Origin of the sequence: Denitratimonas tolerans, from assembly GCF_037203605.1 — a bacterium.
GTDB classification, from domain to species: Bacteria; Pseudomonadota; Gammaproteobacteria; order Xanthomonadales; family Xanthomonadaceae; genus Denitratimonas; species Denitratimonas tolerans.
Window position 1 is genome coordinate 38,772 of record NZ_JBBDHC010000015.1, and the last position, 21,923, is coordinate 60,694.

Genomic DNA, 21,923 nt, shown 5'->3' on the forward strand with positions numbered 1-21,923 from the left:
TTTCGCGGAATCGGATGTCTCGCGCAGCGCGCGGCCGATTAGCCTACCATCGCTTCGCCACCGCGCAAGCTCGCCCCGCAGGCGGAATCACCGGCGCGCGAAACTCACGCCGTCCGGTCAGGCGCGGTGAGGTGGGACAGGCGGTAATTGACCAGGTGCGCGACCGCGATCAGCAGCCCTCCGGCCGCCATCATCACCGCGTGCCAGAGCGAATGGTCGTGCAGCGGGGAGAAGGCGTTGGCCCAGACCAGCAGCAGGCCCGGTGCCAGCAGCAGCCACGCAAGGAAGGCACGATGGCGGCGGTAGCCCACGGCGAGCGAGGCGATGGCCAGCACCGTGGCGAACACCACGAACGCCTGATCGATGTCCACTCGCCCCACCACGCTCAGCCCAAGCGTGGGCAGCACCGCCAGCGCCAGCGGCAGCAGCGCGCAGTGCACCGCACATAAAAACGATGTCCACATGCCGACGCGGTCGCCGGTGCGCTGGAATCGATCGACTTGGCAGCTGGAGCGGGATACTTCCATGACTTCCGGAACACGTGTCGTCTTTGCGAAACACTATAACATGACCTGCAAAATGTTACTTGATAACATTCCAGCCGAAAGGTCCCACTTCCGGGACACGTGCCACAGCCCTGGACGCCCATGTTCCCCAAGACGATTTGCCACGCTCCGCTCGCCTGCACCATTGCACTGGCCATTGCCGCCTCCCCGCGCCTCGCCGCCGCCGATGCCACAGACGGCACCGCGCGAACGGCGCAAACGCTCGACGAAATCACCGTCACCGCAACGCCGATGCGCACCTCGGCCGAGGACATTGCCGCGCCGGTCGACGTGCTCGCGGGCGAGGCGCTGGAGCGCAGCAAGGCGGCCACGCTCGGGCAAACGCTGTCCGGATTGCCCGGCGTCCAGGGCGGCGACTTCGGCGCGGGCGTGAGCCGTCCGATCATCCGCGGCCAGGAAGGCCCGCGCGTGCAGATCCTTTCCAGCGGACTGGCGACGATGGACGTATCCACCGTCAGCGCCGATCACGCGGTCAGCGTCGAGCCGTTTCTGGCCGACCAGATCGAGGTGCTGAAGGGTCCGGCGACCCTGCTGTTCGGCAGCGGCGCGATCGGCGGCGCGATCAACGTGGTCGACGGCCGCATCGCCACGGAACTGCCTGACGCACCGCTTTCCGGTCGCGCCGAGGTGCGCGGCAACAGCGTCAGCGACGAACGCACCGGCATGTTCCGGCTCGACGGGATGAGCGGCGACTGGGTGCTGCATGTCGACGGCCTGGTGCGCAATGCCGGCGATGTCGATATCCCCGGCGTGGCGCGGTTGGAAGACCACGACGAGGATGGCCACGATCACGACGAGGACGAGCCGCAGGTCCCCGGCCTGCTGCCAAACAGCTCGCTTCGCACCCGCGCCGCCGGCATCGGCGCGACCCGGTTTGGCGAACGCGGCTACTTCGGCCTGGCAGGCTCCAGCTACCGCAGCAATTACGGCATCCCCGACGGGACCCACGCGCACGGTGACGAGGACGATCATGGCCACGACCAGGGCGATGACGACCATGACGACGATGAACACGGGCAGGATGAGAGCCGCGTGCGCATCGACCTGGTGCAGAACCGCTGGGACCTGCGCGGCGGCATCTACGACCCGCTCGCCTTCCTGCAGCGCGTGGACCTGCGCCTGGCCTACACCGACTACACGCATACCGAGTTCGAGGGTGCGGACCGGGGCACCGTGTTCGACAACCGCGGCATCGAAGGGCGCATCGAGGCGGTGCAGAAGGACATCGCCGGCTGGCGCGGCGCGTTCGGCCTGCAGTTCGGCCAGTCCCGCTTCGATGCCGTGGGCGCGGAAGCCTTCGTCCCCGCCACCCGAACCCGAACGCTCGGGGCCTTCGTGCTGCAGGAAAAGACCTTTGCCCCGGTCAAGGTGGAGCTGGGCGCCCGCCATGATCGGGTGAAGCTCGACCCGGACCTGGAGAGCGCGCACAGCTTCGGTCTGGTCAACCTGTCGGCGGACGCCATCTGGCAGGTCAGCGACGCCATCGACCTGCGCCTGGGCCTGGACCGCTCGGAGCGCGCGCCGATCAACGAGGAGCTGTACGCCGCCGGCCTGCACGTGGCCACGCGCTCGCTCGAAATCGGCGACGCCGGCCTCGACACCGAGCGCGCCAACCGCGCCGAATTCGGCCTGCACGCGCACACCGCGCGGATGACCTTCAAGGCGGCGATCTACCAGACCCGCTTCACCGACTTCATCTATCTGGCCGACACCGGGATCGAGGCGGACGGGGTGCCGGTCCGGCTGTGGGCACAGCAGGACGCCCTGTTCAACGGAGCCGAAGCGGAGGCGGTGTTTCACCTGCTCGATGCCGCCGCCGGCCGGCTCGACCTGCGCGTCTTCGGCGACACCGTGCGCGCCCGGCTCGACGGAAGCGGCAGCCGCAGCGTCGCGCTCGCCGTGCCGCACGGTGACCATGCCCACCACCACACCGTGGAACTGTCCAACGAGGGCAACATTCCGCGCTTGGCACCCGCGCGCTTTGGTGCCAGCCTGGCATGGGCGTCCGGCGGCCTGAGCGTCTCGGCCGGTGCCGTGCGCCACCAGGCCCAGAACCGCGTGGCCGACAGCGAGGCCCCCAGCCCGGGCTACACGCTGGTTGACGCGCATCTGGCCTACCGCTGGGACAGGCCCGCGGCAAGCTGGGAGGTGTTCCTCGACGGCACCAACCTGGGCAATCAGGAAGCCCGCCCGCACACTTCGCTGCTGCGCGACTACGCGCCGCTGCCCGGCCGCGCCGTGGCGTTCGGGATGCGCATGTACTTCTGAGAGGCGGAATGCGTGGATGCCCGCGGCACGGCTGCGGGCATCTAGTCCTGATCCAGCTCGTCATCCAGCGGCAGGGACTCCGGATCCGCTGGATCGCGCCCGCCGTCTTCGTCGGTCACGCCGCGGCTGCCGCGCTGCGCATCGCTGACGACCTGCTGCTCGCTGGTTTCCTCGCCCAGATGAAACACCGCGAATCCCGGCAGCACGACCTGGTTGCGCGCCATGCCGATCACCCGACCGCGCACCGGGGACACCAGATCGCGCTCGATGTTGTTGATCGGGTCGATCACGATCCCCAGCACCTGGCCCGGCTCCACGCTTTCGCCCAGGCGCACGCGCCCCAGCAGCAGGCCACCGGCATCCGATCGCACCCAGGAGGAGTCGTAGAAGATCGGCTGCGGCTCGTCCCAGGCCGGCAGGTGGCGGGTCATGCCGAGCTTGTGCATCAGGGTCGATATCGCCTGTTCGCCGTGCACGATTTCCTCGGCTTCCAGCTCGCCCGGCCCGCCGACCTCGAAGGTCACGGCGGGGATGCCGGCCTGGATCGCGGCGTTGCGCAACATGCCGCGCGAGCCGGCGCTGTGCAGCACCGTGGTGGCACCGAAGCCGCGGGTGAACTCGCGCACTTCCGGCCGGCTCAGGTCGGCGCGGACCTGCGGCAGGTTGCGCCGGTCGAACGAGCCGGTGTGCAGATCCACCAGGGCGTCGCAGCGCTGCACGATCTCGATGAAGAAGTTGTAGGCGATGCGCGAGGCGATGCTGCCGTGGCGCGTTCCGGGAAAATAGCGGTTGAGATCGCGCCGATCCGGCAGGTAGCGCGAGTTGCGCGAGAAGCCGAACAGGTTGACCACCGGGACCGCGATCAGGGTTCCGCCCAGATCGGCCGGCTCGACGCCATTGACGATGCGCCGCACGATCTCGACGCTGTTGAGCTCGTCGCCGTGGATGCCGGCGGTCAGGCACAAAACCGGCCCGGGCCGCACGCCGTGCGCCACCACCACCGGGCTGATCACCTCGCTGCCGGAGAAGCTCATTCCGGCGTTCCACTCCAGCCGCGCGCGCTTGCCCGGCAAGACCTGGGTGTCGAGGATCGTGAAGGGCCCCACCAGCACCGGGCCGACGAATTCGGAAGAGGCCGGATCGCCCGCAGGAATCAGCGGGGGCGGCCCGACAAAGGCATCCGCCGGCGTCGCCTGCGGCGGCAGAGGTGCCTGCGCCGCGGCGGCCAGGGCCATCAGGGCCAGGCCCAGCCCGAAGCACCCACGTCCACGCCATCGGACGCCACCGGCTGCCGCCATGCTCACTCCGACTCCGCGCAGCGCGCGCAGCGCCCGTGCACTTCCAGGGTCTGCGCCAGCGGCCTGAATCCGAGCGCATACGCCTGTTCGGTCAGCAGGCGGGTGGCGCGCTCGTCTTCCATCTCGACCGCGCGGCCGCAGCCTTCGCAGATCAGGAATGGCACCGAATGCCGCTGGCGCGGCTGGTGGCAACCAACGTAGGCGTTGATCGACTCCAGCTTGTGGATGAAGCCGTTTTCGAGCAGGAAATCGAGCACGCGGTACACCGTGGGCGGTGCCGCCGGGCCGCGATCGTCGCGCAGCTGGTCCATCAGGTCGTAGGCCTTCACCGGCAGCTCCGCCTGCGCCACCAGGCGCAGCACCCGCTCGCGCAGCGGCGTCAGGCGCAGTCCGCGCTCGTCGCACACGTCCATGACTTCGCGCACGAAGGCGTCCCGATCATGCACATGATCGTCGGGGTGAACGCAGCGCTGGTGCGGGATCGGAGCCATCGGCCGGGATCATAGCATCGCCATCCGGTGCCTCTTTCGCGACCCGGTCACGCCCTCATCGGCGAGACAGGCAGTCAGCCCGGAAGCATTCCCGAGGCCACGATATCGAGCGCGCGATCCAGCCGCGCCAGCGCACCTTCGCGCCCGCACAGGTGGATCGTCCAGTCGATCGAGGGCGATACCTGCGAGCCGGTCATCGCCACCCGCAGCGGCTGCGCCACCTTTCCCAGCCCCAGGCCCTGCGCCTCGGCACAGGCGCGCAGCGCCGCGTCGATGGCTTCGGGATTCCACTCGTCCAGGGCCGCCAGGCGCGCGCGCGCGTCGGCCAGCACCGCGCCGGCCGGCAGCAGGTGTTTGGACACCGCCGCCTGGTCCCACTGTTCGATGCCCAGGTACCAGACCCGCGCACGCTCGGCCATTTCCTTGAGCGTCTTGACCCGCTCGCGCAGGGCCACCACCACGTCGGCCGGATCCGGGCCGCGCTCGGCGTCGATGCCGGCGTTGTGCAGGTGCCACATGAAGTGCGGAACGATCTCGAGCGGATCATCGTTCTTGAGGTAGTGCTGGTTGACCCAGGCGAGCTTGTCGAAGTCGAAGCGCGAAGGCGCCTTGTTGACGTCCTCGACCCGGAACAGTTCGATCATCTGCGCGATCGAAAAGATTTCCTGGTCGCCGTGCGACCAGCCGAGGCGTGCGATGTAGTTGAGCAGGGCGTGCGGCAGGTAGCCGTCGTCGCGGTACTGCATCACGCTCACCGCGCCGTGACGCTTGGAGAGCTTGGCACCGTCCGGCCCGTGGATCATCGGCAGGTGCGCGAAGCTGGGCGGGGTGACGCCCAAGGCGCGGTAGATGTTGATCTGGCGCGGGGTGTTGTTGATGTGATCCTCGCCGCGGATCACCTCGGTGATGCCCATGTCGATGTCGTCCACCACCACCGCGAAGTTGTAGGTGGGGTGGTCGTCGGAGCGCCAGATGATGAGGTCGTCCAACTCCTCGTTGCCGATCTCGATGCGTCCGCGCACCCGGTCGTCGAACACCACGCTGCCGTCCAGCGGGTTCCTGAAACGGATGACGCGGTTGGGATCGTCGCGGCGCGGTTCGTCCAGATCGCGATAGTGGCCGTTGTAGCGCGGCTTGCGGCCCTCGGCCATGGCCTGCTCGCGCATGGCTTCGATCTCCTCGCGCGACTCGTAGGCGTAGTAGGCCTTGCCGGCCTTCACCAGGTCTTCGGCCACCTGGCGGTAACGGTCGATGCGCAGGGTTTGATAAAACGGGCCTTCGTCGTGCTCGAGGCCGAGCCACTGCATCCCCTGCAGGATCGCGTCCACCGCCTCCTGGGTGGAGCGCTCGCGGTCGGTGTCCTCGATGCGCAGGATGAATCGGCCGCCCTGACGGCGCGCTTCCAGCCAGGCGTAGAGCGCGGTGCGCGCGCCGCCAATGTGCAGGAATCCGGTGGGGCTGGGGGCGAATCGGGTACGGCAGGTCATGGCGGCGCAGGGTTGAAAGGAGCCGGTCATTCTACCTGCAAGCCGCCTACGACTCGGGAAAGGCGCGTCCGATCAGCGCATCGAACGGCGCATCCGCAGGCAGGGTGCCGAAGCACTGCCCGTGCTGGCCATCCAGGCGCGTGGCGATGAAAAGGTCCGCCGCCTGCGCCTGCCCCGCGCGGATCAGCTGCGTCGCCTCCAGCGCCAGCGCGATGCGCTCGGTCAAGAGGCGCGCGCGGGCCTCGAGCGTGTCGGTGGCATCCAGGGTGCGTTCGATCCAGCGGGCCTCGTCGTCCAGCCGGCGGTTTTCCCCGGCGACGCCGGCCAGTTCGGCCATCAGCGCCTCGCGCGTGGCCGGCTCGCGCCGCAGCGCGCGCAGCACGTCCAGGCACTGGATGTTGCCGCTGCCTTCCCAGATCGAGTTCACCGGCGCCTGCCGATAGAGGCGCGGCAGGATCGAATCCTCGATGTAGCCATTGCCGCCGAGGCACTCCTGCGCCTCGTTCACCACCGGCGGGCAGCGCTTGCAGACGTGGTATTTGCCGATCGCGGTGGCGACGCGGGCGAATGCCGCCTCCATCGGATCATGCGGCGCGGCGTCGATCGCGCGCGCCACGCGCAGCGCCAGCACCATGGCAGCCTCGGATTCCAGCGCCAGATCGGCGAGCACGTTCCTCATCAGCGTCTGCTCGACCAGACGCCGGCCGAAGGCGTGCCGGCCGCGCGCATGGTGGATCGCCTGCACCAGCGCCTGGCGCATGATCCCGGCCGAGCCGATCAGGCAGTCCTGGCGGGTGAGCGCCACCATTTCCAGGATGGTGGCCACGCCGCGGCCTTCCTCGCCGACCAGCCAGGCCACCGCGCCGGTGAATTCGACCTCGGAGCTGGCGTTGGCCCAATCCCCGAGCTTGTCCTTGAGGCGCTGGATGCGGATGGCGTTGCGCGCGCCGTCGGGCAGGAGGCGCGGCATGAGGAAGCAGGACAGGCCGCCCGCCGCCTGCGCCAGCACCAGGAAGGCGTCGCTCATCGGTGCGGAGAAGAAGAACTTGTGCCCGACCAGCTCGTACGCTTCGCCCGGCCCCGGGGACGCGACCGGCGTGGCGCGCGTGCTGTTGGTGCGCACGTCCGAACCGCCCTGCTTTTCGGTCATGCCCATGCCGATGGTGTTGCCGGCCTTGGCCGCGGCCGGCACCGCGCGCCCGTCGTAACGCGTTGCCAGGATGCGCGGCAGCCACTCGCGCGCCAGCGAAGGCTGCTGGCGCAGCGCCGGCACGCAGGCGTGGGTCATGGTCAGCGGGCAGTTGTGGCCCTGCTCGGGCTGCATGTGCAGGTAGGCGAGCGCGGCACGCGCCACGTGCGCGCCGCGCGTGCCCTCGTGGCACCAGGAAAAATTCGGCACGCCGTGTTCGATGCCCAGCTGCATCAGGCGGTGGTAGGCGGGATGGAACTCGACCTCGTCGATGCGGTTTCCCAGGGCATCACAAGGCCGGAATGCGGGCCGATGCTGGTTGGCAAGCACGCCCAGCCGCATCGCCTCGCCACCGGCCACCGGGCCAAACGCCGCCAGCGCATCGCGCGCCCAGCCGCCTCCCTCGCGCTCGAGCGCCTGCTGCAGCGCGATGTCGGTCGCAAAGGCATCGTAGTCGCCGAGCGGCGGCACCTGGTTCTCGACGCGATGGGTGACGAACTGGTCGGCGAGTGGCATGACGGGCTTCTCCGTGCGGGCGGAACAGGCGGCGTGGCCCCAACTCTAGCGCGAAGCCGTGGTGCGGACACCGATGCCACGATGAGCCGATTTCCTATGCCGGCGGGCGGCAGCGCCCGATGGGCCGGGCGCGTGGCGAAAGCGAGACTGACGCCACACTTTTCACGGAGTCCCGCCATGATCCGCAGCCACGCCGGTTTCACCCTGATCGAACTGCTGATGACGCTGGCCGTCATGGCGCTGCTCGCCGGCATCGGCGCGCCTCCGATGGGCCGCCTGCTGGTGCGGGCGAGCGCTTCCTCGGCACACAATCTGGTCATGACCGGTTTCGCGTCCGCGCGGCTGCACGCCGTCAGCCAGGGCCGGGCCGTCACGGTCTGCCCCGGAGACGCGGCCATCGGCTGCCGCGCCGGCGGGCGCTGGGAAGGCGGCTGGATATTGTTCGTGGATCGCAACGGCGACGACCGCTTCGGTCCGGAGGACACCCTGCTGCGGGTCGAGCAGCCGCTTTCGCCACGCCTGGCCATCCAGAGCGGCAGCACCCGGCCGCGCGCCGTGTTCCGCCCCAACGGGATGTCCGGCGGGGCCAACCTCACCCTGCGGATCTGCGCCGATGGCGCGGTGCAATCGGCCGTGATCCTGAGCAACGCCGGCCGCGCGCGCTCCGCCACCGCGTCCGAACGCGCGGCGATGAGCGCCTGCAGTTGATTGGCGGGTGATTGCCGATTCGGATGGGCCCGCCGTGGTGCGTCTGGCCGACGCCGGGCGCGTCTCAAGGATTGCGTCAGCCCCTACAATGCACGGCTGATCCGTCCCGCCCGCGATTCCGAATGACCGACCTCTTCCGCCCCGATTTCCACGGTTTCGAGCAGATCCCGCTGCACGAGTACGCCGAGCGCGCCTATCTCGACTACTCCATGTACGTGGTGCTCGACCGCGCCCTGCCCTTCATCGGCGACGGCCTCAAGCCGGTGCAGCGGCGCATCGTGTATGCGATGAGCGAGCTGGGGCTTTCGGCCAGCGCCAAGCCGAAGAAATCGGCGCGCACCGTGGGTGACGTGATCGGCAAGTTCCATCCGCACGGCGACTCGGCCTGCTACGAGGCGCTGGTGCTGATGGCCCAGCCCTTTTCCTGGCGCTATCCGCTGGTCGATGGCCAGGGCAACTTCGGCTCGGCCGACGATCCCAAGTCGTTCGCCGCGATGCGCTACACCGAGAGCAAGCTCAGCCCGCTGGCCGAGGTGCTGCTGGGCGAACTGGAGCAGGGCACGGTCGACTGGGTCCCGAACTTCGACGGCACCCTGGAAGAGCCCTCGTGGCTGCCCGCGCGCCTGCCGCACCTGCTGCTCAACGGCACCACCGGCATCGCGGTGGGCATGGCGACCGACATCCCGCCGCACAATCTCAACGAGGTCGCCAGCGCCTGCGTGCGCCTGCTCGACGATCCGCAGGCTTCCGTCGCCGACCTCATGGAGCACCTGCGCGGTCCGGATTTCCCCACCGAGGCGGAAATCATCACGCCCGCCGCCGACCTGCTGAAGCTCTACCAGACCGGCAGCGGCAGCGTGCGCGCGCGCGCCGTGTACCGGCGCGAGAACGGCAACATCGTCATCACCGCGCTGCCCTATCAGGTCAGCCCCGGCAAGATCCTCGAGCAGATCGCGGCGCAGATGCGCGCCAAGAAGCTGCCCTGGCTGGAGGACCTGCGCGACGAATCCGACCACGCCAACCCGATCCGCCTGGTGCTGGTGCCGCGCTCCAACCGCATCGACGTCGAACAGCTCATGGGCCACCTGTTCGCCACCACCGATCTGGAAAAGAGCTTCCGCGCCAACTTCAACGTGATCGGCCTCAACGGCAAGCCGCAGGTGATGGATCTGCGGCAGATGCTGTCCGAGTGGCTGCGTTTCCGCGCCGATACGGTGCGCAGGCGCCTCACCCACCGTCTCGAGAAGGTCGAGCGCCGCCTGCACCTGCTCGATGGCCTGCTGATCGCCTTCCTGAACCTGGACGAGGTGATCCACATCGTCCGCACCGAGGACGACCCGCGCGCCGCGCTGATCGCCCGCTTCGCGCTGTCCGGGGACCAGGCCGACTACATCCTGGAAACCCGCCTCAAGCAGCTCGCGCGGCTGGAAGAAATGAAGATCCGCGGCGAGCAGGACGCGCTGGCAACGGAACGCGAAACGCTGATCGCCACGCTCGGTTCCGCCGCCCGGCTCAAGAAGCTGGTCAAGGACGAGCTCCTGGCCGACGCGAAGAAGTTCGGCGACGCGCGGCGCTCGCCGCTGGCCGAGCGCGCCGCCGCGCAGGCGCTGGACGAAACCGAACTGGTGGCCAGCGAACCGGTGACCATCGTGCTTTCCACCAAGGGCTGGGTGCGCGCCGCCAAGGGCCACGACATCGATCCGGCCTCGCTCGCCTACCGCGAGGGCGATGCGCTGCTCGCCGCCGCGCGCTGCCGCTCCAACCAGCAGGTCGCCTTCCTGGATTCCACCGGTCGCGCCTACTCCACGCCGGCGCATACCCTGCCCTCGGCGCGCGGCAATGGCGAACCGCTGACCGGACGCTTCTCGCCTCCGGCCGGTGCGGGATTCCGCGCACTGGCCACGGGCGAAGACAGCCAGCGCTTCCTGTTGGCCACCAGCCACGGCTACGGGTTCGTCACCGCCTTCGGCAACTTCCTCGGCCGGCAAAAGGCCGGCAAACAGCTCATCCATCCCGGTGCGGGATCCGAACTCCTCGCACCGGTCGCCGTGGCCGATCCCGCCGGCGACCTGGTCGCGGCCATCACCAGCGCGGGCCATCTCCTGGTGTTCCCGATCTCCGAGCTTCCGGAGCTGGACAAGGGCAAGGGCAACAAGCTCATCCAGATCCCGCCGGCGCGGCTCAAATCCGGGGAGGAAGCCCTGAGCGTGCTGGCCTGCGTGCGCAGCGGTGGCGAACTGATCCTGCACTGCGGCCAGCGCAAGCTCGTCCTCACTTGGCGCGACCTGCAGGCCTATGGCGGCACGCGCGCGCAGCGCGGCCACCTGCTGCCGCGCGGCTTCCAGAAGGTGGATCGGGCCGTGAGCGAGGATCGCGAGTGAGGAAGGCCCGGGCGCGCCGGCGCTTTTGTGACCCGAAACACGAATTGCGCAGGGAAGCGGCAAAAACGACTGGATAAGCGGAACGCGCTCTGCGAAGATGCAGCCTCGCGTCACAAGGTGACACGCCACGTCGCACTGCGACACCCCCTGTCAACATCAAGTTGCGAGACCGCCCGTGAAACTGCTGACCCGCCTGCTCGTGTTCTGCCGCTACACCGTGCTCAACCGCCAGCTGCGGGAAATCAAGCGCAGCGTGTTTGAACTGCCCGTCACGGCGCAGCGCGCGGTCGGCAATCTGGTGATGAGCGAGATCGAAGCCGCCACCAAGACGCCGGTTCCGCACCTGTACGGCAGCAGCAGCACCGACGTGCACCAGCCCTGGGGCGACGGTGCGACCCTGGCCTTCACCCGTGCGCGCTCTCGCGTTCCGCAGCTTCGGCTGCGCGGGCTGGCGCTGTGGCTGGCGATCGTCTATCAGGAAACCAATGACTCGCCCCATGCCAGCATGCAGTCGCTGCATCGCGAGGCGCTAGGGCTCATGGGCCTGCTGAAGGGCACCTACGGCAAACCGATCGCCGAGGCGGCCAGCGCGACGGCCTGAATGCGGTCGACCCACTCGTCCTGATTCCGCAGGCTGCCCGCGCTGACACGCGCCCCTGACGCGGCCAGCCAATCGCGCGTGGCATGGCGCTCGAACGCCGGAGACTTGCACCGCCATACCGGCACCTGCCCATGCGTCGCCGGGCGCGGCCATAGTGTGATTATTCTAGGCACACGGCCTAAAATCACGTTTTGCACCGCCCCGTCCGCACTCATCGGAACGCCCCATGGCCAAGTTCAAGTCCGCCACCCCCGGCACCTCCGCTCCGGCCAAGCCGGCCCCGACCCGCAAGCCCGCCGCAGCGAAGACGACTGCCAAAAAGCCTGCCGCGAAAACCACGGCATCGGCGCGCAAGCCGCCGGCTGCGCCGCGGGCCGGGAATCCGGCAGCGCACGGAATCATGGACTCCGCCCAGCAGATCTGGTCGACCGGCGTGAAGGCGCTGGGCCGCGCGCAGCAGGAAAGCACGCGCCTGTTCGAGGCGCTGGTCAAGGAAGGTGCCAACGTGGAAAAGAAGACCCGCTCGCTTGCCAGCGGCAAGGTCAACGCCGTGCGCGGCTCGGTCGAGAACCGCGTCGAGCAGGTCAAGGATCGAGCGGCCGACACCTGGGATCGCCTTGAAAAGGTGTTCGAAGAGCGCGTCCAGCGCGCCCTCGTGCGCCTCGGCGTACCGGGCCGCGACGAGCTTCAGGCCCTGATCCAGCGCGTCGACCAGCTCAATGCGCGCCTGCGCGACCTGGCCGACGCCCCCGGTTCCGGGAAAAACGCCCCGGCCGCACCGACCGCCACGCCTGCGGCCAAGCCCGCCGCCGCGAAGAAAAAGGCCGTCGCCAAGGCACCCGCCGGAGCGAAACCGGCGGTAAAGAAGGCGGCGAAGAAAGCCAAGGCAACGACGCCTGCGGCATCCGCGCCCGCATCCGGCCAGGACTGAAAACCGCCCGCCTGCGCCGCCGACGCTGCAGGTCGGCAGCGCGAATTGCCACAGCCCCCCGATCCGCCGTGGCGGCCTGTCGGCGCGGAAGCCGCGCTATGATGCGCGCCTGATTCCCGCCGGCGGATACTCCATGGGATTTGCTTCCCTGCTCAACCACCCGTGGCCGATTGCGCTGGCCACGCTCGTCATCGTGTTCCTGCTCATGGCCCGCATTCTGGGTGCATTCCGCACCGAGCGGGTCGAGGCGAATGCGGGCATCGCGCTGCTGTGCGCGATGCGCTGGAACGAATTCAGCCGCCTGATTTCCGAAGTCCTGAAGGATCGCGGCATGCAGCCGGCAGGTACGGATCGCGCCCCTGGCCAGGACGGTTTCGACCTCCTGTTCGCACGCGGCACCGCGCGCTATCTGGTGCAATGCAGGAACGGCGCGAACCAGGTCGTCACCTCGGCGGCCGTGGGCCAGCTGCACGCGCTGGCGCAGGTCGAGGGTGCCGATGGCGCGATCATCGTGTCTTGCGCCAGCGCCGACCCGGAGGCCGTGAAACTGGCGAGAGAGCGGCGCATCGAAATCCTTGCCGGGCCCGAACTCTGGGCCCACGTCAGGACCTGGGTGGCGCACGACCAGCGCGTCGACGCCGAAAGCGTGGCGCTGGCCGCCAGGCGCAAGCGACTGCTGAGCGCGACGCTGGTCGCGCTCACGGCCGCGATCGCGGCCTTCGCCATCGTCAGCCTGACGGCTCCCGCGCCGACCGCGTCGCCGCCCCGGGAACCCGGCGCGGCGGCACCCGTCACCCCCGAACCCGCGGTCACGCCGCAGCCGACCCCACAGTCCACGCCGCAGCCCGCCGCACCGGCGCTGCCCGATGCCACGCTAACCGACCAGCAGCTCGCCTCGCGCCGCGCTTCGGCGGTCATGGAGGTACGCGACCTGACCCAGGTGGCCAACGCCGTCTGGCAGACCCGCTCCACGCTTCAGATCAGCCTGCAGGAAATGCTCGCCGATGCGGAGCTGGCTACTTTGGTGGACGATATCTGCCGTTCGCTCCTGCAGTACGAGGAACTGCGCTTCACCCGCTTGCAGGTCGACGTGCCCGGCGGCGACGCCGACCAGCCCATGCAGGTGCGCTGGCGCCAGTGCCGCTGACCCGACGCGATCCGGAAATCAGATCGCCGCGCCGAGGCGACGGCCGAGGTTGACCAGCATGGCCGCGGTCGCGCCCCAGATGCGGTGCGGGCCCACCTGGTATTCCCAATAGCTGCGCACACGGCCGCGGTAGGGACCGCTCAAGGTGACCAGCCGATCTCCCGCCAGGAGCGGTGCCAGCGGCACCTCGAAGGCATCGGCGACTTCGTCGGGATTGGGGATCGCGCGGTAGTCTTCGGGCAGCCGTGCCACCAGCGGCAGCACGCGGAAGCCGGTGATGGTCGCATAAGGGTCCAGAAAGCCCAGCGGCTCGACCTGTGCCGGCGCAATGGCGACTTCTTCCCAGGCTTCACGCAGAGCCGCATCCAGCGCGGAGCGATCCTGCGGATCCACCCGTCCGCCCGGGAAACTCACCTGGCCGGCGTGGTGCTGGAGGGAATCGGTGCGCCGGGTCAGGAGCACGTGCGCCCCGGTCGGGCGCGCGATCAGGCCCACGAGCACGGCGGCGTTGACCATACGGTGCGGATCGATGACGTCGGCAACCTCGTCGAGGTTCCAGCCCGGCCCGGGCGGCTCGCCCGACAGCGGCAGCAGCGACTGGCGCAGGCGCTCTGGTTCGGTCAGCGGGTTGATCGGCAGCGACAGCGGCCGCATCACGCCACCGCGCGGGGTGCCTGGACGGCAAACGCGCGGAGGCGGCACCCGGACAAAACCCCGAAAAAATGAAACACGGCCGGAACGCGCAATCCGCGTCCGGCCGTGGGAGGCAATCGCGATGCGCTTCCGGGCGATTCCACCCGGGAAAGCGCGGCGAGGGTCATTTTACTTCGACCAGCTTCACGTCGAACACGACGGCCTGGTTGGGGCCGATCGGGCGCACCGAATCACCGTAGGCCTGCTCCGCCGGCATGAAGACTTCCCAGCGCGATCCCTGGGTCATCATCGGCAACACCTGGCGCAGCCCCGGCAGCGGCGCTTCGCCAACCCGCATCGACACCGGCTCGTTGCCCTGGTAGGTGCTGGCGAACTCCTGCCCGGTGGAGAGCGATCCGCGGAAGTGGATCTTCACGTCCGAGGCCGCCGTGGGCTTGGCACCGGTACCGGTCTCGATGACGCGGTACTGGATGCCCGAGGACAGGGTCTGCACGCCGGTCTTGGAGCGGTTCTGGGCCAGAAAGGCGTCACTCTTGCGCTTGTTTTCACCAGCGACCTTGTCGAACTCGGCCTTGGCTTCGTCCAGCAACTTCTTCTGCATGGCCTCGAGCGCCGCGCCCATCTGCTCGGCCGGAACCGCCGGATCGCGCTTGGCGTAGCCGTCCTGGATCGCACGGATCACGGTCGACAGGTCGACATCGACCTTGCGCTCGGTGAAGTCCTGCCCGATCTGGTAGCCGACCGCGTAGCTCAGCTTGCCCTTTTCGGACGTGGTGTCCTGCGCCAACGCGGCGCTCATCGTCGTGGCCGCCAACAGCGCGACCGTCCAGCGCAACTTCATGCCTGTCTCCTGGTGGAACGGCCACGCCCGTGGCCGAGAAAGAACGCGCAAGGATAGCGACGCGTACCGCGAATCGCCAGTACCCGGATTGCCCGCCCGACACGGGATCGAAAGACCGTACAGCGGGCGGAAAGTTTCACCGGCGTGCACGCGGCCATCGGCGCGGAGGCTGAGCGGCTACAATCGGCGGCCGGCATTCCACCTTTGCGGGTATCCCAGTGGCCTTCGTGAACCTCCTCATCGAAAACCTCGGCGCGGTGCGCCGCATCACCGTCAACCGCCCCGACAAGCTCAACGCGCTCAACGCGGCCACGCTCGACGAGCTCACCCGCGCCTTCGAGGACGCCGGCACCGATGGCTCGGTACGCGCGGTGATCCTGCGCGGCGCGGGCGAGAAGGCCTTCGTGGCCGGGGCCGACATTTCCGAACTGGCCACCGTCACCCCGGTGCAGGCGCGCGATTTCGCGCGGCGCGGCCAGCGCACCATGCGCACCGTGGAAACCCTCGGCAAACCGGTGATCGCGCAGATCAGCGGCTATGCGCTCGGCGGCGGCATGGAGCTGGCACTGGCCTGCCACCTGCGCATCGCCAGCGAAAAGGCGCGCCTGGGCCAGCCCGAGGTCAACCTTGGCGTGCTGCCCGGCTTCGGCGGCACCCAGCGCCTGCTGCGCGTCACCGGCCGCGGCGCGACCCTGGAGCTGTGCCTGACCGGTGTCCAGATCGACGCCGCACGTGCCTACCAGCTCAACCTCGTCAACCGCGTGGTGGCACCCGAGGCGCTGGAATCGGAGACTCTGGCGCTGGCCGAGCAGTTGGCGGCGTCCGCACCCGAAGCCCTGCGCGGCGTGCTCGACGCGGTGATCCTGGGCGGCGAGGCCGATCTGGTGACCGGGCTCGACTACGAAGCCCAGGCGTTCGCCACCTCGGCCTCCACCGAGGACATGCGCGAAGGCACCCGCGCCTTCCTGGAGCGGCGCAAGCCCGCCTTCACCGGGCGCTGAGCGCGCGGGCCGGTCGTGGTCGCGTCCCAGCCCTGCATCCGCTGCGGCGAGTGCGCGCCGGCCTGCCCGGCCGGCGTCCACCCGCAGCGCGTCCTCGCCGCGCTGCGCCGCGAGGCGCCGGACGAAGCGCAGTCGCTGGGATTGAATGACTGCACCGGCTGCGCTGCCTGCGACGCGCACTGTCCGAGCGCCATTCCGCTGGCCGCGCTGTTCGCCGCGGCGCGCGACGAGCTGCGGCTCGCGCGCCAGCGCAGCGACTTTTCCGCCGCCTCGCGCGTACGCTACACGCAGCGCGAGGCGCGCCTGGCGCGCGCGCGCGAGGAACAGGCCGTCGAACGCGAACGCCAGCGCGCCGCCAACGCCTCGGCCCAGGCGGTCGCGGCGGCGCTGGCCCGCTCCCGGGCGCGACGCAAACCCGCACCCCGGGACGGGGCATGAGCGCCTCGGCGCTGCCGGCATGGCGCGGCACGCCCACACGCCGCGCCGCCTGCGTGCTGGCGGCCATGCTGCCGGCACTGGCGCTGCAGGCCGAACGACTCGATCCGTTCCTGCCGGCGCGCTGCATCGCGCTGTGCGCCGTTGCGTTGGCCGCCGCCACCGCGTTGCGGCGCGTTCCGAATGGCAGCACCGGCCGCAGCAGCGCGGCCGTCGACCTGATCCACGCGCTGGCCACGGCGCTGCTCGTTGCGGCACTCTGGCCCGCAGCGGCCCCGACGTGGATGGCCGCGCTGGCGCTCGCTGCGAGCCTGGTCGCGGCGCGCCTGCTCGGCGGCGTCGCGGCAAATCCGTTTCCACCCGCCGCGCTCGCGCTGGCCGTCGCCACGGCACTGGCGCAGGCAGCCGGCGGCACGCTCGCGCCGGACCGCATGCTGCTGCCCGACGCCCTGCTGGTATCGGGCGTCTGGCTGGGCGGCGCATTGGCTCTGGCGGCTCTCGGCCTGCTGCGTGCTTCGCCCATGCTGGCCTTCGCCCTGCCCGTCGCCTTCGCCTGCGCCGTCGGCGCGCTGCCGGCGGCGGGCGTCGTCAGCGCGGCGCTCGCGGCCGGATTCCTGCTGGGCGAATCGCGCCACCTGCCGAGCACGGCGCAGGGACGCCGCGCGGTGGCGGCACTGGCGGGCACCGGCACCGCGATGGCCTGGCTGCTGGGCGCGCCGCCGGTCGCGCTGGGTGCCGCGGTCGTGCTGGCCTGCGCGCTGACGCCGTGGATCGAACGCCTGACTCTGCCGCCGCGCGCCGCCATCGAAAGCACCCCATGAAACCCGCCGATCGCACCGAACTGTTCCGCCGCCTGGCCGAACTCAATCCCCGGCCCGAAACCGAGCTGGAGTACCGCACGCCGTTCGAGTTGCTGGTGGCGGTGATCCTGTCGGCGCAGGCCACCGACGTGGGCGTCAACAAGGCCACCCGGCGGCTGTTTCCGGTCGCCAACACGCCCCAGGCCATGCTCGATCTGGGCGAGGAGGGGCTTCGGCGCCACATCGCCACCATCGGCCTGTTCAATGCCAAGGCGAAGAACATCATCGCCACCAGCCGGCTCCTGCTCGAACGCCACGGCGGCGAGGTGCCGTCCGACCGCGACGCGCTCGAAGCGCTGCCCGGCGTCGGGCGCAAGACCGCCAACGTGGTGCTGAACGTGGCCTTCGGCGAACCGACCATCGCGGTCGATACCCACATCTTCCGCGTCGCCAACCGCACCGGGCTGGCGCGCGGAAAAAACGTGGACGAGGTGGAGCGCAAGCTGCTGCGCAACGTGCCGGCGACCTACCGCAAGGATGCCCACCACTGGCTCATCCTGCACGGGCGCTACGTCTGCACGGCGCGCCGGCCGCGCTGCCCGGACTGCGTCATCGCCGATCTGTGCGCCTGGCCGGACAAGACCCGCGGCGACTGAGCCAGCCGCCGCCTGCTTCAGCGCGCCCGCTGCGCGCCGATCACAGCAGCGCGAGGATGTCCTTCTCCAGCTTCTCCGGCGCATCCATCGGCGCGTAGCGATGCCGCACCCGGCCGTCGCGATCGACCAGGAACTTGGTGAAGTTCCACTTGATCGCCTCGCTGCCCAGAAGGCCGGGCTTCTGGCCCTTGAGCCAGCGGTACAGCGGGTGGGCGTTGGGGCCGTTGACCTCGATGCGGGAAAACATCGGGAAGGTGACGCCGTAGGTCAGGCTGCAGAAGCGCTTGATTTCCTCGGCATCGCCCGGCTCCTGGTGGCCGAACTGGTTGCAGGGAAAGCCCAGCACCGCGAACCCGCGTCCGGAATGGGCCGCATGCAGCGCTTCGAGCCCCTCGTACTGCGGAGTGAAGCCGCACTTGGAGGCGACGTTCACGATCAGCAGCACCTGGCCGCGCCACAGCTCGAGCGAGCGCGCGACGCCGTTGATGTCGTCCGCGGTGAAATCATAGATGGATGCCATCGAAAGACTCCGGTATCGCCGCAGGATCGCGGCAGCTTACGCCCTCACCACCACTCGTCCCGCACCGTCCCGCCGGAAACCCGACGAACGGCGCGCGATCAGCCCGCCGCCTGGCGCTGGCGCATCGCCTCGAACAGCGCGATGCCGGTCGCGACCGAGACATTGAGGCTTTCCATTTCGCCCGGCATCGGAATGCGCGCAAGAAAATCGCAGCGCTCGCGCGTCAGCCGCCGCATGCCTTCGCCCTCGCCACCCATCACGATGCCCACCGCCCCGCGAAGGTCCATGGCATACAGGCTCGCTTCCGCCTCCCCATCCAGCCCCACGAACCAGACGCCGGCCTGCTTGAGCGACTCCAGCGTGCGCGCGAGGTTGGTGACGCGCACCACCGCAATGCGGTCGGCGGCACCGGCGGAGGTCTTGTGCACGGTGGCGTTGACCGGCGCGCTGCGGTCCTTGGGAAGCACCACCGCGGTGACCCCTGCGGCCGCGGCGCTGCGCAGGCAGGCACCGAGGTTGTGTGGGTCCTGCACGCCGTCGAGCACCAGCAGCAGCGGTCGCTCGGAAGCTTCGAGCAGCGCCATGAGGTCGTTCTCGTCGAGGCTGCGCGCGGCGGCGCAGCGCAGCACGATGCCCTGGTGGCGCACGCCGCCCGACATCCGGTCGAGCACCTCGCTGCCGACGCTGCGCACCGCGATGCCCTCGCCACGCGCGCGCTCGGCCAGCTCGGCCAGGCGCGGGTTGCGCGCGCGCGCCTCGATCATCACCTCGAGCACGCTGATCGCCTCGTGCTCGAGCACGCTGGCGGCGGCGTTGATGCCGGCGATCCAGCGGTCGTTGTCAGCCATGGAAAATCACTCTCGATGGGCTCAGGACGCCGTGCGGCGTTTGGCGCGGGTTGTGCGCGCCGGCGCGGGCGCGGATTTCTCCGGTGCCAGACGCAGGTCGATGCGGCGATCCTCGATGCTGGCGCGCAGCACCAGCACGCGCACCGCGTCGCCCTGACGCCAGGCCGCGCCGGTGCGCTCGCCGGCCAGGCGCTTGCGCACCGGGTCGAAGTGATACCAGTCGTTGGGCAACTGGGTCACGTGCACCAGCCCGGTGACGCGGGATTCGGTCATTTCCACGAACAGGCCGAACGAGGTGACGCCCGAGACGATGCCGTCGAACTCGCCGCCCACATGCTGCTCCATCCAGGCCGCGCGGTAGCGCTCGTCGACTTCGCGCTCGGCCTCCTCGGCGCGGCGGCTGCGCTCGGAACACTGCAGGCACAGGCTGGCCATGTCGTGCGGGGCGTAGCGGAAGTCGGTGGCACGCCCGCCGCCCAGCGCGTGCTTGAGCGCGCGATGCACGAGGAGATCGGCGTAGCGCCGGATCGGCGAGGTGAAGTGCGCGTAGGCCTCCAGCGCCAGGCCGAAGTGGCCGATGTTCTGGGTGGCATAGCTCGCCAGACTCTGCGAGCGCAGCAGCACCGATTCGATCAGGGCACCGTCGGCGCGCTTGCGGACCTTCTTGAGCAGCGCGGTGAAATCACGCGGGTGCACCTTGTTCCAGGGCGGCATCGAGAGCTTGAACTCGGTCAGGAACTCCTGCAGCTCGGCGTACTTCTGTTCGGGCGGACGGTCGTGCACGCGGTACGGCGCGGGGATCTGCTTCTTCAGCAGGAAGCGCGCGGCCTCGACGTTGGCCGCGATCATGCATTCCTCGATCAGCTTGTGCGCATCGTTGCGCTCGCTCATGCCGCCCTGCACCACCTCGCCGCCCGGCCCCAGCAGGAAGTGCACCTCGCTGGTCTCGAACTCGATCGCCCCGCGCGCCGCGCGCGCGCGGGCGAGCAGCCGGTAGAGCTGGTGCAGGTGGCGCAGCTGCGGCATGCGAGCACCGACCTCGGCGATGGCGTCCGGGTCATCCTCGCCGACCGCGCTCCAGACCTGGGCATAGGTCAGGCGCGCGTGCGAGCGCATCACCGCCTCGTGGAACGTCGAGTGCGTGACCTCGCCGTTGCGATCGACCTGCATGTCGCAGACGAAACACAGGCGGTCCTCGTCCGGGCGCAGCGAGCAGATGCCGTTGGACAGCGTCTGCGGCAGCATCGGGATCACGAAACCGGGGAAATACACCGAGGTGGCGCGGTTCTGCGCCTCCTCGTCCAGCGCCGCACCGGGCTGGACGTAGTGCGACACGTCGGCGATCGCCACTATCAGGCGGAAGCCGTCGCGGTTGGGCTCGCACCAGACCGCATCGTCGAAGTCGCGCGCGTCCTCGCCGTCGATGGTCACCAGCGGCAGCGCGCGCAGGTCGACGCGCGCGCCGGCCACCTCGGCCGGCACCTCCTGCGGGACCGCGGCCGCCTGTTCCAGCACCGCATCGGGGAAAACGTGCGGCAGCCCGCGGCCGTGGATCGCCACCTCCACCACCAGCGAAGGCGTGAGCGCGTCGCCCAGCACCGTCAGCACGCGGCCGATCGGCGGGCGTCCGTGCGCCGGCGGCTCCACCACCTCGCACACCACCAGCTGCCCGGGCCGGGCACCCAGGCGCGCCTCGGGCGGGATCATCACCTCCTGCAGCAGACGGCGATCATCGGGGCTGACGTGGCCGATGCCGGCGCGTTCGTCATAGCGGCCGACCAGGCGCGTCACGCGGCGCTCGAGCACTTCGACGATGCTGCCTTCGCGCCGCCCGCGCGCATCGACGTTGACCACGTTGACCAGCACGCGGTCGCCGTGGAACACCTTGCGCATCTCGCGCGGCGGCAGGAACAGATCCTCGCCGCCGGCTTCCGGACGCAGGAAGCCGAAACCTTCCGGGTTGGCCGTGACCGTGCCGGCGATCAGCGCGGTCTTCTGCGCCGGAACGTAACCACCGCGGCGGTTCACGTGCAGCTGGCCGTCGCGCAGCATGGCGGCAAGGCGCCGGCTGAGCGCCTCGAAGCGGTCGGGTGCGGTCAGCCCCAGCTGCTCGGCCAGGTGCTCGATCGACTGCGGCCCGTCGGCCGCATCCACCAAGGCCAGGATCGCCTCGCGACTGGCGATCGGCCGCTCGTAGCGCAGCGCCTCGCGCTCGGCATAGCGATCAGGCACAGGCGCGGCGCGGGACGGTTTCGCCGCGCGCCGGTCGGCAGACGCGGCGGGCGGCGGCAAGGCATCGGATTTGCGGCGCGGAGGCCGCGCGCGCTCGTCATCGGGGCGGGCCTTCTTCGGCGCGGCCGGAGGCGTTTTCGCGCTGCCGGCGGCGCGCGTGCGCTTTGGACCAGGCGCGGCCTTTTCACCGGCTTCGGCACGCACCAGCGATTCGGGCATCCAGCCGGGGCGCTGTGGCGCGTCTTTGCCGGACTTCCCGCGCCGGCTGCTCGTCGTTTTCGTCATCCGCACATGTTACTACGTGCGGCCTGCCGGCCTGTGCGCCGGCGCGCGGGCAGCAGACTGCGGTCGGC

The 21,923-nt window shown here is 69.9% G+C and carries 20 protein-coding genes; 10 read left to right on the top strand and 10 right to left on the bottom strand.

What is annotated here, in order from left to right; all coding sequences use genetic code 11:
* Positions 1-104 precede the first annotated feature (104 nt).
* Positions 105-527, bottom strand: coding sequence for a MerC domain-containing protein (locus WB794_RS10510; protein ID WP_415926679.1), 423 nt, complete (start codon positions 525-527; stop codon positions 105-107).
* Between the two features lie 120 nt (positions 528-647).
* On the opposite strand from WB794_RS10510, the gene WB794_RS10515 reads away from it, so the two are divergent.
* Entirely contained in the window at positions 648-2,834 is a 2,187-nt protein-coding gene (locus WB794_RS10515) for a TonB-dependent receptor (protein ID WP_337335802.1), read from the top strand.
* Positions 2,835-2,875: 41 nt separating this feature from the next.
* Here WB794_RS10515 and WB794_RS10520 read toward each other — a convergent pair whose 3' ends face one another.
* The 4 genes from WB794_RS10520 to WB794_RS10535 form a co-directional block, all read right to left on the bottom strand.
* Complete coding sequence (locus WB794_RS10520; protein ID WP_337335803.1) at positions 2,876-4,069, bottom strand: succinylglutamate desuccinylase/aspartoacylase family protein; 1,194 nt, start codon at positions 4,067-4,069, stop codon at positions 2,876-2,878.
* A 65-nt stretch (positions 4,070-4,134) separates the two neighbouring features.
* A complete protein-coding gene (locus WB794_RS10525) occupies positions 4,135-4,623 on the bottom strand; it encodes a transcriptional repressor (RefSeq protein ID WP_337335804.1) in 489 nt (162 codons plus the stop codon).
* 74 nt (positions 4,624-4,697) lie between these two features.
* A complete protein-coding gene (gene gltX, locus WB794_RS10530) occupies positions 4,698-6,110 on the bottom strand; it encodes a glutamate--tRNA ligase (protein ID WP_337335852.1) in 1,413 nt (470 codons plus the stop codon).
* A gap of 46 nt (positions 6,111-6,156) precedes the next feature.
* Positions 6,157-7,815 (bottom strand): isovaleryl-CoA dehydrogenase, encoded by a 1,659-nt coding sequence (locus tag WB794_RS10535; RefSeq protein ID WP_337335805.1) that lies wholly within the window; start codon positions 7,813-7,815, stop codon positions 6,157-6,159.
* Between the two features lie 177 nt (positions 7,816-7,992).
* On the opposite strand from WB794_RS10535, the gene WB794_RS10540 reads away from it, so the two are divergent.
* The 5 genes from WB794_RS10540 to WB794_RS10560 all read left to right on the top strand — a co-directional run bounded on the left by WB794_RS10540 (position 7,993) and on the right by WB794_RS10560 (position 13,583).
* Entirely contained in the window at positions 7,993-8,523 is a 531-nt protein-coding gene (locus WB794_RS10540; protein WP_337335806.1) for a GspH/FimT family pseudopilin, read from the top strand.
* Positions 8,524-8,645: 122 nt separating this feature from the next.
* Positions 8,646-10,904, top strand: a complete 2,259-nt coding sequence (gene parC / locus WB794_RS10545; protein ID WP_337335807.1) for a DNA topoisomerase IV subunit A — start codon at positions 8,646-8,648, stop codon at positions 10,902-10,904.
* A gap of 175 nt (positions 10,905-11,079) precedes the next feature.
* The gene (locus WB794_RS10550; protein ID WP_337335808.1) at positions 11,080-11,505 is read left to right on the top strand and encodes a hypothetical protein; all 426 of its coding nucleotides are present in this window, start codon (positions 11,080-11,082) and stop codon (positions 11,503-11,505) included.
* A 226-nt stretch (positions 11,506-11,731) separates the two neighbouring features.
* The gene (locus WB794_RS10555; RefSeq protein WP_415926680.1) at positions 11,732-12,436 is read left to right on the top strand and encodes a phasin family protein; all 705 of its coding nucleotides are present in this window, start codon (positions 11,732-11,734) and stop codon (positions 12,434-12,436) included.
* Between the two features lie 133 nt (positions 12,437-12,569).
* Positions 12,570-13,583 carry a restriction endonuclease gene (locus WB794_RS10560; RefSeq protein WP_337335810.1) on the top strand — a complete coding sequence of 338 codons (1,014 nt, stop codon included), beginning with the start codon at positions 12,570-12,572 and terminating at the stop codon, positions 13,581-13,583.
* Positions 13,584-13,601: 18 nt separating this feature from the next.
* On the opposite strand, the gene WB794_RS10565 is transcribed toward WB794_RS10560, so the two are convergent.
* Together WB794_RS10565 and WB794_RS10570 are read right to left on the bottom strand one after the other, a co-directional pair.
* On the bottom strand, positions 13,602-14,237 hold the full coding sequence (locus WB794_RS10565; protein WP_337335811.1) for a CoA pyrophosphatase: 636 nt from the start codon (positions 14,235-14,237) through the stop codon (positions 13,602-13,604).
* Positions 14,238-14,400: 163 nt separating this feature from the next.
* Positions 14,401-15,078 carry an FKBP-type peptidyl-prolyl cis-trans isomerase N-terminal domain-containing protein gene (locus WB794_RS10570; protein ID WP_337335812.1) on the bottom strand — a complete coding sequence of 226 codons (678 nt, stop codon included), beginning with the start codon at positions 15,076-15,078 and terminating at the stop codon, positions 14,401-14,403.
* A 218-nt stretch (positions 15,079-15,296) separates the two neighbouring features.
* Between WB794_RS10570 and WB794_RS10575 the strand changes: the two genes are divergently transcribed.
* The 4 genes from WB794_RS10575 to nth are packed head-to-tail and all read left to right on the top strand — an operon-like array spanning position 15,297 to position 17,970.
* Positions 15,297-16,079, top strand: a complete 783-nt coding sequence (locus tag WB794_RS10575; RefSeq protein ID WP_337335813.1) for an enoyl-CoA hydratase-related protein — start codon at positions 15,297-15,299, stop codon at positions 16,077-16,079.
* Between the two features lie 15 nt (positions 16,080-16,094).
* On the top strand, positions 16,095-16,517 hold the full coding sequence (locus WB794_RS10580; RefSeq protein WP_337335814.1) for a 4Fe-4S dicluster domain-containing protein: 423 nt from the start codon (positions 16,095-16,097) through the stop codon (positions 16,515-16,517).
* Positions 16,514-17,335 carry an RnfABCDGE type electron transport complex subunit D gene (locus WB794_RS10585; protein ID WP_337335815.1) on the top strand — a complete coding sequence of 274 codons (822 nt, stop codon included), beginning with the start codon at positions 16,514-16,516 and terminating at the stop codon, positions 17,333-17,335. Before WB794_RS10580 ends, WB794_RS10585 begins: the two co-directional genes overlap by 4 nt.
* Complete coding sequence (gene nth / locus WB794_RS10590) at positions 17,332-17,970, top strand: endonuclease III (protein ID WP_337335816.1); 639 nt, start codon at positions 17,332-17,334, stop codon at positions 17,968-17,970. Before WB794_RS10585 ends, nth begins: the two co-directional genes overlap by 4 nt.
* 40 nt (positions 17,971-18,010) lie before the next feature.
* On the opposite strand, the gene WB794_RS10595 is transcribed toward nth, so the two are convergent.
* The 3 genes from WB794_RS10595 to rnr form a co-directional block, all read right to left on the bottom strand.
* Positions 18,011-18,490: a glutathione peroxidase gene (locus tag WB794_RS10595; RefSeq protein WP_337335817.1), complete on the bottom strand. Its 480-nt coding sequence runs from the start codon at positions 18,488-18,490 to the stop codon at positions 18,011-18,013.
* Between the two features lie 98 nt (positions 18,491-18,588).
* The gene (gene rlmB / locus WB794_RS10600; protein WP_337335818.1) at positions 18,589-19,338 is read right to left on the bottom strand and encodes a 23S rRNA (guanosine(2251)-2'-O)-methyltransferase RlmB; all 750 of its coding nucleotides are present in this window, start codon (positions 19,336-19,338) and stop codon (positions 18,589-18,591) included.
* Between the two features lie 21 nt (positions 19,339-19,359).
* Positions 19,360-21,855 carry a ribonuclease R gene (rnr, locus tag WB794_RS10605; protein ID WP_337335819.1) on the bottom strand — a complete coding sequence of 832 codons (2,496 nt, stop codon included), beginning with the start codon at positions 21,853-21,855 and terminating at the stop codon, positions 19,360-19,362.
* Positions 21,856-21,923 lie beyond the last annotated feature (68 nt).

Bases quoted from the DNA above. Each gene is read 5' to 3' on its own strand.
- WB794_RS10585 (WP_337335815.1), top strand. From the start codon at position 16,514: ATGAGCGCCTCGGCGCTGCCGGCATGGCGCGGCACGCCCACACGCCGC.
- WB794_RS10510 (WP_415926679.1), bottom strand. From the start codon at position 527: ATGGAAGTATCCCGCTCCAGCTGCCAAGTCGATCGATTCCAGCGCACC.
- WB794_RS10565 (WP_337335811.1), bottom strand. From the start codon at position 14,237: ATGCGGCCGCTGTCGCTGCCGATCAACCCGCTGACCGAACCAGAGCGC.
- WB794_RS10520 (WP_337335803.1), bottom strand. From the start codon at position 4,069: ATGGCCCTGGCCGCCGCGGCGCAGGCACCTCTGCCGCCGCAGGCGACG.
- WB794_RS10525 (WP_337335804.1), bottom strand. From the start codon at position 4,623: ATGGCTCCGATCCCGCACCAGCGCTGCGTTCACCCCGACGATCATGTG.
- WB794_RS10595 (WP_337335817.1), bottom strand. From the start codon at position 18,490: ATGGCATCCATCTATGATTTCACCGCGGACGACATCAACGGCGTCGCG.
- WB794_RS10540 (WP_337335806.1), top strand. From the start codon at position 7,993: ATGATCCGCAGCCACGCCGGTTTCACCCTGATCGAACTGCTGATGACG.
- nth (WP_337335816.1), top strand. From the start codon at position 17,332: ATGAAACCCGCCGATCGCACCGAACTGTTCCGCCGCCTGGCCGAACTC.
- WB794_RS10560 (WP_337335810.1), top strand. From the start codon at position 12,570: ATGGGATTTGCTTCCCTGCTCAACCACCCGTGGCCGATTGCGCTGGCC.
- WB794_RS10555 (WP_415926680.1), top strand. From the start codon at position 11,732: ATGGCCAAGTTCAAGTCCGCCACCCCCGGCACCTCCGCTCCGGCCAAG.
- gltX (WP_337335852.1), bottom strand. From the start codon at position 6,110: ATGACCTGCCGTACCCGATTCGCCCCCAGCCCCACCGGATTCCTGCAC.
- rnr (WP_337335819.1), bottom strand. From the start codon at position 21,855: ATGACGAAAACGACGAGCAGCCGGCGCGGGAAGTCCGGCAAAGACGCG.
- rlmB (WP_337335818.1), bottom strand. From the start codon at position 19,338: ATGGCTGACAACGACCGCTGGATCGCCGGCATCAACGCCGCCGCCAGC.
- parC (WP_337335807.1), top strand. From the start codon at position 8,646: ATGACCGACCTCTTCCGCCCCGATTTCCACGGTTTCGAGCAGATCCCG.
- WB794_RS10535 (WP_337335805.1), bottom strand. From the start codon at position 7,815: ATGCCACTCGCCGACCAGTTCGTCACCCATCGCGTCGAGAACCAGGTG.
- WB794_RS10515 (WP_337335802.1), top strand. From the start codon at position 648: ATGTTCCCCAAGACGATTTGCCACGCTCCGCTCGCCTGCACCATTGCA.
- WB794_RS10570 (WP_337335812.1), bottom strand. From the start codon at position 15,078: ATGAAGTTGCGCTGGACGGTCGCGCTGTTGGCGGCCACGACGATGAGC.